13 protein-coding genes are annotated in these 13,124 nt (G+C 69.7%); 6 read left to right on the forward strand and 7 right to left on the reverse strand.

Features of this window, described 5'->3' with window-relative positions; all coding sequences use genetic code 11:
• Nucleotides 1-16: 16 nt before the first annotated feature.
• Genes gdhA through FEK34_RS15165 form a run of 3 tightly spaced genes read left to right on the forward strand, consistent with a single transcriptional unit; the run spans nt 17 to nt 3,128 of the window.
• Complete coding sequence (gene gdhA, locus FEK34_RS15155) at nt 17-1,366, forward strand: NADP-specific glutamate dehydrogenase (protein WP_138448501.1); 1,350 nt, start codon at nt 17-19, stop codon at nt 1,364-1,366.
• Between the two features lie 48 nt (nt 1,367-1,414).
• Complete coding sequence (locus FEK34_RS15160; protein WP_138448502.1) at nt 1,415-2,269, forward strand: NAD-dependent protein deacetylase; 855 nt, start codon at nt 1,415-1,417, stop codon at nt 2,267-2,269.
• Between the two features lie 40 nt (nt 2,270-2,309).
• Complete coding sequence (locus tag FEK34_RS15165; RefSeq protein WP_138448503.1) at nt 2,310-3,128, forward strand: DUF72 domain-containing protein; 819 nt, start codon at nt 2,310-2,312, stop codon at nt 3,126-3,128.
• Nucleotides 3,129-3,189: 61 nt separating this feature from the next.
• On the opposite strand, the gene FEK34_RS15170 is transcribed toward FEK34_RS15165, so the two are convergent.
• The 4 genes from FEK34_RS15170 to FEK34_RS15185 all read right to left on the reverse strand — a co-directional run bounded on the left by FEK34_RS15170 (nt 3,190) and on the right by FEK34_RS15185 (nt 6,143).
• Nucleotides 3,190-4,002: a MerR family transcriptional regulator gene (locus FEK34_RS15170; protein WP_138448504.1), complete on the reverse strand. Its 813-nt coding sequence runs from the start codon at nt 4,000-4,002 to the stop codon at nt 3,190-3,192.
• A 54-nt stretch (nt 4,003-4,056) separates the two neighbouring features.
• Complete coding sequence (locus tag FEK34_RS15175) at nt 4,057-4,428, reverse strand: hypothetical protein (RefSeq protein ID WP_138448505.1); 372 nt, start codon at nt 4,426-4,428, stop codon at nt 4,057-4,059.
• 90 nt (nt 4,429-4,518) lie between these two features.
• Nucleotides 4,519-5,289: an SMI1/KNR4 family protein gene (locus FEK34_RS15180; RefSeq protein ID WP_138448506.1), complete on the reverse strand. Its 771-nt coding sequence runs from the start codon at nt 5,287-5,289 to the stop codon at nt 4,519-4,521.
• A 47-nt stretch (nt 5,290-5,336) separates the two neighbouring features.
• Entirely contained in the window at nt 5,337-6,143 is an 807-nt protein-coding gene (locus FEK34_RS15185) for an ankyrin repeat domain-containing protein (protein ID WP_249359204.1), read from the reverse strand.
• Nucleotides 6,144-6,279: 136 nt separating this feature from the next.
• Here FEK34_RS15185 and FEK34_RS15190 point away from each other — a divergent pair, with 136 nt between their 5' ends.
• The gene (locus FEK34_RS15190; protein ID WP_138448507.1) at nt 6,280-6,789 is read left to right on the forward strand and encodes a nucleoside deaminase; all 510 of its coding nucleotides are present in this window, start codon (nt 6,280-6,282) and stop codon (nt 6,787-6,789) included.
• A gap of 268 nt (nt 6,790-7,057) precedes the next feature.
• On the opposite strand, the gene FEK34_RS15195 is transcribed toward FEK34_RS15190, so the two are convergent.
• Both FEK34_RS15195 and FEK34_RS15200 read right to left on the reverse strand, forming a co-directional pair.
• Nucleotides 7,058-7,717, reverse strand: coding sequence for a GntR family transcriptional regulator (locus FEK34_RS15195; protein WP_138448508.1), 660 nt, complete (start codon nt 7,715-7,717; stop codon nt 7,058-7,060).
• 56 nt (nt 7,718-7,773) lie between these two features.
• Complete coding sequence (locus FEK34_RS15200; RefSeq protein WP_138448509.1) at nt 7,774-9,486, reverse strand: cation:proton antiporter; 1,713 nt, start codon at nt 9,484-9,486, stop codon at nt 7,774-7,776.
• 115 nt (nt 9,487-9,601) lie between these two features.
• Between FEK34_RS15200 and FEK34_RS15205 the strand changes: the two genes are divergently transcribed.
• Nucleotides 9,602-11,839, forward strand: coding sequence for a glycoside hydrolase family 3 C-terminal domain-containing protein (locus FEK34_RS15205; RefSeq protein WP_138448510.1), 2,238 nt, complete (start codon nt 9,602-9,604; stop codon nt 11,837-11,839).
• Between the two features lie 113 nt (nt 11,840-11,952).
• Here the strand turns inward: FEK34_RS15205 and FEK34_RS15210 are convergent, their stop codons facing one another.
• Nucleotides 11,953-12,648, reverse strand: coding sequence for a methyltransferase domain-containing protein (locus FEK34_RS15210; protein ID WP_138448511.1), 696 nt, complete (start codon nt 12,646-12,648; stop codon nt 11,953-11,955).
• Between FEK34_RS15210 and FEK34_RS15215 the strand changes: the two genes are divergently transcribed.
• On the forward strand, nt 12,647-13,087 hold the full coding sequence (locus FEK34_RS15215; RefSeq protein ID WP_249359266.1) for a MerR family transcriptional regulator: 441 nt from the start codon (nt 12,647-12,649) through the stop codon (nt 13,085-13,087). The genes FEK34_RS15210 and FEK34_RS15215 overlap by 2 nt on opposite strands.
• The last annotated feature ends 37 nt before the right edge of the window (nt 13,088-13,124 follow it).

The following is a 13,124-nucleotide window of genomic DNA, read 5'->3' on the forward strand; positions in this document are numbered from 1 at the left end:
GACAAGGAGTCCGCGGGTGGCTGTCCTGGACGCGAAGCTGAGCGACATCTACGACGAGGTGTTGCGCCGCAACCCCGGCGAAACCGAGTTCCACCAGGCCGTGCACGAGGTGCTCGACAGCCTCGGCCCCGTGGTCGCCAAGCATCCGCACTACGCCGACGCCGCGGTGATCCGCCGGTTGTGTGAGCCCGAACGCCGGATCATCTTCCGGGTGCCGTGGGTCGACGACTCCGGCGCGGTGCAGATCAACCGCGGGTTCCGGGTCGAGTTCAACTCCGCCCTCGGCCCCTACAAGGGCGGGTTGCGGTTTCATCCGTCGGTGTATCTGGGGATCGTGAAGTTCCTCGGCTTCGAGCAGATCTTCAAGAACTCGCTGACCGGGCTGCCCATCGGCGGCGGTAAGGGCGGTTCGGATTTCGACCCGAAGGGCCGCTCCGAGGGTGAGGTGATGCGGTTCTGTCAGGCGTTCATGACCGAGCTGTACCGCCATCTCGGTGAGCACACCGACGTCCCCGCGGGCGACACCGGTGTGGGTGGACGCGAAATCGGTTACCTGTTCGGCCAATACAAGCGCATCACCAACCGCTACGAGTCCGGTGTGCTCACCGGAAAAGGCTTGACCTGGGGTGGATCCCAGGTCCGCCGGGAAGCCACCGGATACGGCGCGGTGTATTTCGTCAACGAAATCCTCGCCGCGGCGGGCCGTTCCCTGGAGGGGCAGCGGGTGGTGGTGTCGGGGTCGGGCAATGTCGCGATCTATGCCATCGAGAAGATCCACGAACTGGGCGGCATCGTGGTGGCGTGCTCGGATTCGAGTGGGTATGTCGTCGACGAGCAGGGCATCGACGTGGAGTTGCTCAAGGAGATCAAAGAGGTGCGCCGGGCCAGGATCGCCGATTACGCCGAGGGCCGGGCGGGTTCGGCGCGGTTCGTGGCCGCGGGGTCGCTGTGGGAGGTGCCCTGCGATATCGCGCTGCCGTGCGCCACGCAGAACGAACTCGACGGCGTGGCCGCGGGCAAGCTCATCGCCAATGGCTGCCACATCGTGGCCGAGGGCGCCAATATGCCGTGCACACCGGAGGCGGTGAAACTGTTCGGCGCGGCCGGGGTGACCTTCGCGCCCGGTAAGGCCGCCAATGCCGGTGGCGTGGCCACCAGTGCGCTGGAGATGCAGCAGAACGCCTCCCGCGATTCCTGGAGCTTCGAGCACACCGAGCAGCGGCTGGCCGAGATCATGCGCGGCATCCACGACCGCTGCCTGGCGACCGCCGACGAATACGGGATGCCGGGCAACTATGTCGCCGGCGCCAACATCGGCGGCTTCATCCAGGTCGCCGACGCGATGCTGGCTCTCGGCGTCATCTGAGCGCCACATCCGCGGCAGGGCGGTCGGACTCGTCCGTACCCTGGGTGCATGCCCGATCACACCGCCCGCGCCGAGATCGAGCGGCTCGCGCAGGTACTCGCCGGGCGCCGGGTCGCGGTGCTGACCGGGGCCGGGATGTCCACCGACAGCGGCATCCCGGACTACCGCGGCCCCGGCTCCCCGCCCCGCACCCCGATGACGTTCCAGCAGTTCATCGGTGACGCCGCGTTCCGGCAACGGTATTGGGCGCGCAACCATGTGGGCTGGCGGCGCATGGACGCCGCGCGCCCCAACGCCGGTCACCGCGCGCTGGCCCGGCTCGAACGCCTCGGCGTGGTGAGCGGGCTGATCACCCAGAACGTCGATCTGCTGCACACCAAGGCCGGTCATCGCCGGGTGATCGACCTGCACGGCACCTATGCGCGGGTGCGCTGCCTGAGCTGCGATCATCTGGTGTCGCGGATGTCGCTGGCCGAACGGCTCGAGGCCGCCAATCCGGGATTCGCCGACGCCGTCGAGGTCACCGGTGTGGAGGTCGCGCCCGACGCCGACGCGGTGATCGCCGATACTGCCGCGTTCCGCATGGTGGGGTGTGTGCGGTGCGGCGGCATCCTCAAACCCGACATCGTCTATTTCGGGGAGAACGTGCCGAAGCAGCGGGTGCGCGCGGCCTTCGACGTCGTCGATGACGCCGAGGCGCTGCTGGTGGCCGGTTCGTCGCTGACGGTGATGTCGGGTCTGCGGTTCTTGCGTCACGCCGCCAAGTCGGGCAAGCCGGTGATCATCGTCAACCGTGGCCGCACCCGCGGCGACGAGCTGGCCACCTGCACCGTCGACGCCGGATGTTCGCCGACGCTGAGCGCGCTCGCCGACCAGCTCGCGGCTCGGGTCGCGGTGTCCTGAGCGGCTGCGTCACCGGCCCGTGGGCGGGTACGTCTCCGGTATGACGGTGTTGGTGGGTACCTCCGGCTGGCAGTACCGCGATTGGCGCGGGGTGCTGTATCCGCAGGGTGTGCCGCAGCGGCTGTGGCTCGAACAGTACGCACAGGTTTTCGCCACGGTCGAGCTCAACAATGCCTTCTACCGGCTGCCCAGCGCCGAGACCTTCGCCTCCTGGCGCGCCCGCACGCCGGCGGGGTTCCGGATGGCGGTCAAGGCCAGCCGGTTCCTCACCCACATCAAACGGCTGCGTGATCCCGAGGAACCGGTGGCCCGGCTGATGGGCCGGGCCGCAAGCCTGGGTGAGCGCCTCGGGCCGATCCTGCTGCAACTGCCGCCGACCCTGCGTGCCGATCCCGCACTGCTCGAGCAGTGCCTGCGCTGTTTTCCGCCCGGCACGCGGGTGGCGGTCGAACCGCGCCACGACTCCTGGTGGACCGAGGACACCAGGCAGGTCCTCGAACGTCATGGCGCGGCGCTGTGCTGGGCCGATGCGGGCGAGCAGCCGGTGACACCGTTGTGGCGCACCACCGACTGGGGCTACCTGCGCCTGCACCACGGGACCGCCGACCCGTGGCCGCGGTACCACCCCGAGACATTGACCGAGTGGGCGCGCCGCCTCACCACCGCCTGGCCGCCATCGTGTGAGGTGGAGGTGTATTTCAACAACGACCCGGGCGGTGCGGCGATCTACGACGCGGCCGTTTTCGCGCGTGCGGCGGCGGCGCTGGGCGCGGAGGTCACCCGCACACCGGACATCGCCCCCTCGACTGCGCCGGCCGTCGGCGGTTCGCCGGAAGGGCCGGCGCAGGTGCGGCCGTAGCGGTTCGGCCCGATACCCAGCCTTGCGTGGTCCGCAGGCCAACTGCCGGGTCGCCCGGTTGTCAGATCTTGGTCACCGGTTCTTGGAGTTCGGTGACCCACTCGTCACGGTCGGCGGGGCATTCCAGGTTGACTTCCCGGGGGTAGCCGATCGAGTGGTAGCCGTTGGCGTCGATCCAGCGGCCGAGGAGCTGGACGGTGGGCAGGACGGTATCCATCGAGCCGCGGTGCACGACGGTCGCGGCCTGTTCGACGGGCGGCAGGTCGACGATCCGCAGCCCGTCGTGCACGCCGACGGGCGCGCTGACCTCCACACCCGCGTGGATGAGGATCCCACCGTCGGGCGCGTCCTCGTAATAGGCGACACCGGGCCCGGAGGGATCGATTCCCGCCGCCGCCAGACGTTGGAACAGCCCGTCGTAGAGCGGTTGGATCACCGGGCCGATGGTGTCGAAGTCGGGTGCCACTGCGGTCATTTCCGCCACCCGCACGCTCGGCAGGCTCTTCACTACGACATCGTTGCTCGGCATCTGCCCCTCGCTCTCGATCGAACGGAGCCTCGCCTCGACCTGGGCCAACCGGGCCGCCGCGGCCGTCATCGCTGCCTCAAGGTCCGCGCGCCGCAACCGAAGCATCGCACGTAGCTGCTCGGTGGTCACCTTCTCGTCCAGGATCGCCTGGACCTGTCCGAGGGTGAAACCGAGGTCTTTGAGCGCGATGACCCGGTTCAGCCGGGCAAGCTGCGCGGCCTCGTAATAGCGGTAACCGGTGGCCGTGTCGACGTGAGCCGGGCGCAGTAGGCCGGTGGCGTCGTAATGACGCAGCATCCGGACCGACACGCGGCCGTGCCGAGCGAAGTCTCCGATGGTGAACATGATGGCCCCCAGTTGACAGCCTGACACTGTGTCAGGGTCAAGAGCATGCCACCGTCAGTCTTCGATCGGGAAGAACGATTCCCCGTCCTCGGGGGCGCCGTCGATGTGGCCGTGGTGTTCGCCGAAAGTGTCGTCGGTGTCGTCGGCGGGTAGCTGGTCGATGTCGTCGCCTTCGTCGATGACGCCGGGTTGTCCGGCGGCCGGGTCGCCCGGCTCGGTGGCGCCGAGGTCGGGTTCTTCTTCGGCCAGCCGCTGATCGAGTGATTCGCCGGCGCGCTGTTCGGCGGGTGTCATGCCGAACTTGTCGGCGCCGGTCCAGTCCTCGGGCGGGTCGACCACGATGTCGCCGTCGTCGTTGCGTACCTCGTCGGAGTCGAGGCTTTCGGTGGGGCCCAACGTGTCGCCTGGTCCGGTGTCAGTAGCCATGTTCGCCGGATGCCCGCGCACGGGCGGGGCAAACAGCACGGGCGGGGAAGGCGCGGTGACGGCGCCCCGCACGCGAGTCCGTGTGTGTGTTCAGCTCGGCTGGGGCGTGTCGCCGGTGTCGGTGGGTGGCAGTCGATCGAATGCGGTGTCCACCACGATGTCGCCGAGTCCGGCCGCGCGCAGGTTTCCGCGCAGCCGGTCCAGGTCGACGGCGTGTGGCTGGTGGCCGTGCGGGAACGGGCCGGAGTCCTCGGCGGGTTCGAGGTCGTCGACTCGCACGGTGACGGGATAGCCGGGATGGTGTTCGGCGATGAACGCCTGATACGCCTGGTCGTCCACCGGGTCCCAGCGGTCGAATTCCACCTCGGCGTCGGGTGCGAACATCGAGTCCTCGAACCCCCGCACGACGGTGTGCAGCCAGTCGTGCAGCCCTGGATGGGTGATGTAGCGGTATTCGCTGTCGTGGCTGAACTCGATGATCTGGCCCGCGACGCCGTCGAAGCCGCCCGCCAAGTCGACGCACACGTAATCGCCGAACGCGTTCTGCAGAAACGGGATCCAGTCCGGGCCCCACCACTCGCCCGTGTCGTCGTTGTCGATCAGCCAGTCCATATCGGACAGTGCGGCCTCGATATCGTCGGTGGACATCAGCGACCACACGCCGACCAGGGCTCCCCAGTGGTCCCCGCTCTCACCGTCGCGCCAGCCGAGCAGCTCCCGCAGCAGCGGCGGGAACCGGCCCTCGACGCGGGCGGCGATGGCATCGATGGCGTCCGCGGATGCGCCGGGCCGCAGGCCGGCATGGTAGGCGGGGCGGTGGGTCGACAGCCATCGGTCCAGTCGCGCGAGCAGTGGATGCATGGCGCCGAAACTACAGGCGCAGTGCAGGTTTCGCCCGCCCAGCTCCGTCAGCGGTGGGCGCGCAGGATGGCCGCGATCTCGGATTGTCCGCGCGCGAGGGCGTTGTCGAGGGCGGTGTTGCCGTCGCTGTCGCGGACGCCCGGGTCGGCGCCCGCGGCGAGCAGGTCGGTGACGACCTGTTGATAGCGGCTGCTGCCGTCGCCGTAGACCACCGCTTCCTGTAGCGCGGTCCAGCCCGGGGTGTTGACGTGGTTCACCGCCACACCGGCGGCGATCAGCCGGCGCACCGTGGTGACCGAGCCGTGTTCGGCGGCGGGAATGAGCGCGGTGCCGCCGTAGCGGTTGACGCTGGTCAGGTCGGCGCCGTGGGTGAGGGTGAGGTCCAGGATGGTGTCGAGCCCTTCCGCACCGGCATACAGGTACGCCGAATCCTGCAGGGCGTCCTTGGCGTTGACGTCGGCCCCGGCCTCGATCAGTGCGCGGGCGGCGTCGGTGGCGCGGTTCTTGGTGGCTTCGATCAGCGGGGTGCGCCCGTGCTGTCCGCGGGCTTCGATATCGGCGCCGCGGGCGAGCAGATCGCGCACCCGGGCCGCGTCGTCGGCTGCGGCCGCGGCGAACAAGTCGTCGTCGAGGTCGGGGTCGTGCGGTGGGGTCGCCGGCGCGGCGGCCGGGTTCGGCTCGGCCGATGTCGGCGCGCCGGCGGGTGCCGGGGCAGGAGTCGTGACCGGGGCCTGCGGGGGCGCCGAGTCGGCGGTGCACGCCACGGTAGCGGTCAGCATCGCCGCCGACGCCGCGGCGACGGTCGCGCTCATCAGCAGCGAGCGCCGTCGGCTCGAATGCTTGCGGGTCGACATCGTCAAAGCTCCACACTTTGGTATACCAACCATGGTTTGGGAGTGAGAAGGTATTTGTCCAACACAGCACCACAACTGTGGTTACCGACACTCGAGATGGGACCGGTTGGTATACCAGCATTGGTACCGTGAGGGCATGAGCGAATCAGGCGATGGCTACCGCATCACCGATCAGGACCGGCACTATCTGCGCCGATGTGTCGACCTGGCCCGCGCCGCGCTGAACGACGGCGACGAGCCGTTCGGATCGATCCTGGTCGACGGCGAAGGCGCGATCCGGTTCGAAGCCCGCAACCGCATCGTCACCGGTGAACCGACCCAGCATCCGGAGTTCGAGATCGCCCGCTGGGCCGGGACCCATCTGACGCCCGGCCAGCGCGCGGCCGCCGTGGTCTACACCTCCGGCGAACACTGCCCGATGTGCAGCGCCGCGCACGCCTGGGCGGGCCTGGGCCGCATCGTGTATGCGGTCGGCTCCGAGCAGCTCGACCGATGGAAACGTGAATGGGGCCTGCCGCCGAGTCCGGTCGCCGCGCTGCCCATCACCGCTGTGGCGCCGTCGGTGCCGGTGGCCGGACCCGAGCCCGCCCTCGAAGCCGACATCAAGGCGTTGCACGCGCAGCTGGCCGCGAGGCTGCTGGGGTGAACGCGGTCCTGCGCGGGTAGCGTCGGCCACCTGCGCACCGGCGCCCTCCACCCATGTATCGCCCCCGCGGTATGAGCCGACTGATCAGCTCATCGTCTCAGGCATCGGTATCCCGCTGTCGTCGGCGGAGTCGGTCCGTTCTGCGGCGCGGAGTAGCAGTCCACCCTGCGGGAATGCCTTGCTGACCGACGTGTGGACGATCCGCACGCTCACCGCGGTGAAGGCTTCCTTCAGCGGTGGCGCGGCCCGGTTGAAATCCGTGGTGTGCTCAGTCCGCGGCGTGTGCTTCGGTGGCGGCGCGTTGGTCGGCGAGGGTGCGGCTGGTTTGGATATGGGCGGCGGCCAGGGCTTCGGCGCGGGTGAGGTCGCGGTTGGCGATGGCATCGTAGAGCTGCTGGTGTTCGCGGGCCACGGTGATGAGGTCGTCGTGGCGGCCCAGCAGCCAGCGCAGCCGGCTGCGCAGGGTGGCCTGGAGTTCGCCGAGTAGTTCGTTGCCGGTAAGCCGGATGACGGTTTCGTGGAAGTCGGCGGCCGCCCGGCGGGCGGTGACGGCATCACCGGAGCGGGCGGCATCCCATTCGGCGTCCAGGTCGCGGCGCAGCTCGTCGAGTCCGGCGCGGGTGGCGCGTTGCGCGGCGAGGCGGAAGGCCAGCACTTCGAACGCCGACCGCACTTCGATCAGGTCGGCGATATCGGTGGCGCTGAACTGGCGCACCACCGCCCAGCTGCGCGGGCGCGGGGTCACCAAACCTTCCGCCACCAGCATTTTCAATGCTTCCCGCACGGGCAGCCGGGAGACGCCGAGGTCGGCGGCCAGCTCGCGTTCGACCAGTTTGGATCCCGGTGCGCGCACGCCGTCGAGGATCTCATCACGCAGGATCCGGGTGACCCGTTCGGATTCGGAGGCGAATCCAGGCGACGCACTCATCACCGCATTCTCGCACCCACACCGCACTATTTGGTATCCCAGCTGCGCCGGAGGCCTCAGAGCCCTGGGCGGCCGAGCTGTTGGAGGCGGGCTTCGTCGAGGTCGAGCATGTGCTGGCAGCGGGCCAGCGCCTTGGCGCCGAAGCGTTCGCGGTCGCGAGCGCGCAGCAGCGCCGCCCGCTGCGCGGCCAGGACCTGTAATCGCAGCTGCCGGTACTGTTCGCGCGGGTCGGGGCCCTCCGCCGGCAGATCCCGCTGCGCGGCCGACCCCTTGCGGACGGTGTCGTCACGGACCATTCCGACCAGGGTCGGTGGGAACGGGTTGCCGTCGGCGTCGGCCAGACCGGGGGTGTCGAGAACTCCTTCGGCGGCCTGTGACAGTAGCGTCCGCAGCTCGGCGACGTCCTCGTGCAGCCGGACGGGATCATCGCCGGGCACCCGCACGACGCGGATCACCGTCGGCAGGCTCAGTCCCTGCACCAGCAGTGTGGTGATCGCGACGACGAAGGCGATCAGGACCAGTTCCGAGCGCATCGGTGTCTCGGCGGGCAGGGTTTGCGCGGCCGCGACGGTGACCGCGCCACGCATCCCGGACCAGGCCAGGACCACGCCGCCGCGAGCGCCGACGGTTTCGGTGAGCCGGAATTCGACGGTGGCCGAGACCTTGCCGAGGCGGCGCAGCATCAACCGGAGGCGTTTGCTGTCGGGCGGCAGGTCGGTGTCGGCGATGCGTGCGCTGATCTGTTCGAGGCGGGGTTTGGCTTCGGCGGCGCGGCGCTGGTCCAGGCGCAGGAACGCCACCAGCGGGACGATGAACACCGCGCGGATCACCATCACCACCAGCGCGGCGAGCAGGCCGATGCCGAATGCTTGGGCGGCGCTGAGCTCTTCGCCGCGCACATCGTCGATCAACCCGGACAGGCTCAGGCCCATGAGCAGAAAGATCGCGCTTTCCAGCAGGAAGGCGACGGTGCGCCAGTTGGTGGCATCGACCAGGCGGTCCCGGGCGCCGAGATGGCGGGGGCTCAGATGCCCGCTCACCAGACCGGCGACCACGACCGCCAGCACACCCGAACCATGGAATTCCTCGGCGGGCAGGTAGGCCAGGAACGGGATCACGAACGACACCGCGGTGGTGGCGACGGGGTCGTCGAGCATGGCCCGCGCCCGCACCCCGAGCCACCCGACCACCAGCCCGGCGAGCACCGCGACCACGACCGCCACCGCGAAATCGCCGAGCACCTGCCACAGCGACACCGTCGCCGCCAACGCGGCCACCGCCGAACGCAGCAGCACCAGCGCGGTCGCGTCGTTGACCAGCCCCTCCCCCTCCAGCATGGTCAGCAACCGCGACGGCAGCCCGAGCCGTTTACCGACCGCGGTCGCCGCGATCGGGTCGGTCGGGCTGATCACCGCGCCCAGGGCGAAGGCGGCGGGCCAGCCGATCTCGGGCAGCAGCTGATGAAACAGCCAGCCCATGCCGAGGGTGGTGACCACAACCAGCAGTACCGCGAGCCCGGTGATCGGTTTGAGGTTGCGCCGGAAATCGACCGCGGGCATGTTCACCGCCGCCGAATACAGCAGCGGCGGCAGTACGACGGTGAGGATGAGTTCGGGGTCGACCTGCGGATGCGGGATTCCCGGCACGAAACTGAGCGCGATGCCGACCACGGCCAGGCTCAGCGGAGCGGCCACGCCGAGGGTGTCGGAGAACGCCGCGACCACCACGATGGCGATGATGCCGACGACCACGACCAGGGTGATTTCCACGAACCCTCCTCAGCGCTGACGGCGTGTCCCGGTAGCACCGTACGACGGAGGCGGCGGCCGTGATTCGATGTCGGTACAGCGTTTCCCTGCCCGCGGCGACCGATCGGAGCTGACGATGACGGCAACTACCGGTATCAGCGACCTGTCCCTGGCCGAGAAGGCCGCGCTCGGCAGCGGCGCGGATTTCTGGACCACCAAGGCGGTCGGTCCGGTGCCGTCGATCCTGCTGACCGACGGCCCGCACGGGGTGCGCAGGCAGACCGGCGCGACCGACCACCTGGGCCTGGCCGCCAGCAGGCCCGCGACCTGCTTCCCGCCCGCAGTCGGGCTCGGGCAGAGCTGGGATGTGGATCTGGTGCGCCGGGTCGGCGAAGCGCTGGGCCGCGAGGCGCGCGCCCTAGGGGTGGATGTGCTGCTCGGCCCGGGCATCAACATCAAACGAGATCCGCGCTGCGGCCGCGTGTTCGAGTACTACTCCGAGGATCCGCTGCTCACCGGCGTGCTGGGTGCGGCATGGGTGCAGGGCGTGCAGAGCCAAGGCGTGGGCGCCTCGCTCAAGCATTTCGCGGTCAACAATGCCGAACACGATCGGATGCGGTCGAGTTCGGATGTGGATGCGCGGCCGTTGCGGGAGATCTATCTGCGGGCCTTCGCCCATATCGTGCGCACCGCGCGGCCGTGGACGGTGATGTGTTCCTACAACCGGATCAACGGCGTCTACGCCGCGCAGAACCGGTGGCTGCTCACCGAACTGCTGCGCGGGGAATGGGGTTTCGACGGGCTGGTGGTCAGCGATTGGGGCGCGGTATCGGACCGGGTCGCCTCGGTCGCCGCCGGCCTGGATCTCCAGATGCCCGGCGGTGCTGGTGACGCCGACGCACAGGTCGTGGCGGCGGTCGAATCCGGTGCGCTCGACGCCGCGGCGGTCGACCGGGCCGCGCAGAAAATGGCCGAGCTGGCGGCGAAGGTCGTCACCGGGCGGGCGGCTGCCCCGCAGGCACCGGATCCGGACGCCCATCATCGGCTGGCGCGTGAGGTCGCCGCGCGCTGTGTGGTGTTGTTGCGCAATGACGGCGACCTGCTGCCGTTGCGGGCCGGGCAGTCGCTGGCGGTGATCGGCGAGTTCGCGCAGACCCCGCGCTATCAGGGCGGCGGCAGTTCGCATGTGAATCCGACCCGCCTGGATGTGCCGGTCGAGGAGATCCGGGCCGCGGCCGAACCCGGGCAGGTGCGCTATGCGCGCGGTTTCCGCACCGACTCCACGACATCCGATCCGGTGCTGGTGGAGGAAGCGGTCGCCGCGGCGCGTGCGGCCGAGGTGGCGGTGGTGTTCCTCGGGCTGGGCGCGGGCCAGGAATCGGAGGGTTTCGACCGCGACGATATCGAGATTCCCGCCGACCAGCTCGCACTGCTGGCCGAGATCGTGGCCGTACAGCCGAAGACAGTGGTGGTGCTCTCCCACGGTGGTGTGCTGCGGTTGGCGCCGGTGGTCGATCCCGCACCGGCCATCGTCGACGGCGCCCTGCTCGGTCAGGCCGGTGGCGGCGCGCTGGCGGATGTGCTGTTCGGGCGGGTCAATCCCTCGGGCCGGCTCACCGAAACGGTGCCGCTGCGGCTTCAGGACGTGCCCGCCTACCTCAACTTCCCCGGCGAGAACTCCCATATCCGTTACGGCGAAGGCATTTTCGTCGGCTACCGCTGGTATGACGCCCGCGAGATGGCGGTGAGTTTCCCGTTCGGGCACGGCCTGTCCTACACCAGCTTCGGCTACTCGGATCTGTCGGTGGCGGCGAACGCGGACGGGCTCACCGTGGGCGTCACCGTCACCAATACCGGTGACCGCCGCGGCCGCGAGGTCGTGCAGATCTACACCGCGCTGCCCGAGTCCGCGATCACGCGTCCACCGCGCGAGCTGAAGGGGCATGCGGTCACCGATGAGCTGGAACCCGGTGCGAGCCACAGGGTTTCGATACCGATCGAGCGTGAGGCGCTGGCCTACTGGGAGACCCGCACCGGAGCGTGGGTCGCCGAAGGCGGCACCTACCGGGTGATGGCCGGCGCGTCCAGCCGCGACATCCGCGCCACCGTCGACGTCGAGGTGGCAGGCGACGAGCTGCGCCTGCCGATCACCCGCCAGTCCACTCTCGGGGAGGTACTGGCGAACCCGGCCGCGGCGGCCGTGCTGTCACAGATGTTCGCGACGATGACCGGCGGCAGTGACGGCGACGGCCAAGCCCTCGGCGTCGACATGATGCGCATGCTGGCTTCCATTCCGCTGGATCGGCTCACCGGATTCGGCATGCCGGCCGCCGACCTCGACGCCCTGCTGTCGGCGGTCGACGACCACCGCTGACCGGGAGCCACGTTCGCGCGACCCCCGGTCGGTCGAGGAGCACCGTCCAGGCGCCCGAGATGGACTGTGCAGCAGTCGATCCTGCCGCACTGGCCGGCGCAGGCGGTGGTCGGCTATCGCCGCGCGGCGACGACGAACATCGGCACCGCGACGAAGATCCGATTCGTGCGGGCACGCTGGGCTTGCTCTGCGAGCCAGCTCTGCTCGTCGGTGATGCGGCGCAGCAGGGCGAGCGCGGTGTCGTCGGTGAACACGCTGGTACGCACTTCGACGACCGGGTTGCTGAATCCGGCGTCGAGTAGCAGGTTGCGGTAACGGCGGGCGATACGCGGCGACGGGAGTGCGTCCGCCTTGGCATGGACCAGCCGTCGGGTGGTCTCCGGATCGTCGGAGTCGATGACGATGGTGTCCCAGTCCTGGCCGAGCAGCACGGCCCGGCCGCCCGGCGCGAGCACCCGGCGGGCCTCGGTCACGGCTCGCACCGGATCGGCGAGGGTGTGCAACACCTTGTCCGCGCGGTAGCCGGCCACCGACCCGGTCTGCAACGGCAGCTCGCAGGCATCGCCGACGTGGAACTCACCGGCGGGCCAGCGCTGCCGGGCCACCGCGATCATCTCGGGGTCGTGGTCGACGCCGACGGCGCGGGCTGCGCGCTCGGCCAGTTCGGCGACCGCGCGGCCGCCGCCGCAACCGACGTCGACCACGGTCCGGCCGGTGAGGTCGCCGAGCATCTCGTAGGAACGCGTGCGTAGCTCGACGGACAGCGGCTGTGCGTCGATGGCGTCTAGGACAGCAAGCAGAGTGGACATGTCTGCCATCGTTCGACTTAATGTCGACATGAAGTCAAGTGCGCTGACGATCGGCCAGGTGGCCGACCACTTCGGCTTGCCGGCACACGTCCTGCGGCACTGGGAGTCGGTCGGCCTGCTGCACCCCACCCGCGTCGCAGGCGACCGCCGCCGCTACACCCCTGACGACCTCGTCCGGGTGGCGTCGATCGTGATCGCGAAGCAGGCGGGCCTGCCGCTGAAGGACATCGGGACGTTTCTCGCCGCTGGCGACCCGGCCGCCCGCAAGGAGGTGCTGCACCGCAACCATCGCACCCTGCAGGCCAGGATGGCGGCGCTGCGCGCGGCGCTGGATCTGCTCGAAGCCGGCCTGAACTGCTCACACGAGGACATCACGACCTGCCCGAACTACCGCGCCCACCTCGCGCGGGTGAGCCCGCAGGGGCCGCCGAGCGAGTGATCTGCGTTCCGGTAGCCGGGTCTGTCCCGGTCTGCTG

The organism is Nocardia cyriacigeorgica (assembly GCF_005863245.1).
Lineage (GTDB): Bacteria > Actinomycetota > Actinomycetes > Mycobacteriales > Mycobacteriaceae > Nocardia > Nocardia cyriacigeorgica_C.

Bases quoted from the DNA above. Each gene is read 5' to 3' on its own strand.
- FEK34_RS15160 (WP_138448502.1), top strand. From the start codon at position 1,415: ATGCCCGATCACACCGCCCGCGCCGAGATCGAGCGGCTCGCGCAGGTA.
- FEK34_RS15165 (WP_138448503.1), top strand. From the start codon at position 2,310: ATGACGGTGTTGGTGGGTACCTCCGGCTGGCAGTACCGCGATTGGCGC.
- FEK34_RS15170 (WP_138448504.1), bottom strand. From the start codon at position 4,002: ATGTTCACCATCGGAGACTTCGCTCGGCACGGCCGCGTGTCGGTCCGG.
- FEK34_RS15175 (WP_138448505.1), bottom strand. From the start codon at position 4,428: ATGGCTACTGACACCGGACCAGGCGACACGTTGGGCCCCACCGAAAGC.
- FEK34_RS15180 (WP_138448506.1), bottom strand. From the start codon at position 5,289: ATGCATCCACTGCTCGCGCGACTGGACCGATGGCTGTCGACCCACCGC.
- FEK34_RS15185 (WP_249359204.1), bottom strand. From the start codon at position 6,143: ATGTCGACCCGCAAGCATTCGAGCCGACGGCGCTCGCTGCTGATGAGC.
- FEK34_RS15190 (WP_138448507.1), top strand. From the start codon at position 6,280: ATGAGCGAATCAGGCGATGGCTACCGCATCACCGATCAGGACCGGCAC.
- FEK34_RS15195 (WP_138448508.1), bottom strand. From the start codon at position 7,717: ATGAGTGCGTCGCCTGGATTCGCCTCCGAATCCGAACGGGTCACCCGG.
- FEK34_RS15205 (WP_138448510.1), top strand. From the start codon at position 9,602: ATGACGGCAACTACCGGTATCAGCGACCTGTCCCTGGCCGAGAAGGCC.
- FEK34_RS15215 (WP_249359266.1), top strand. From the start codon at position 12,647: ATGTCTGCCATCGTTCGACTTAATGTCGACATGAAGTCAAGTGCGCTG.
- FEK34_RS15210 (WP_138448511.1), bottom strand. From the start codon at position 12,648: ATGTCCACTCTGCTTGCTGTCCTAGACGCCATCGACGCACAGCCGCTG.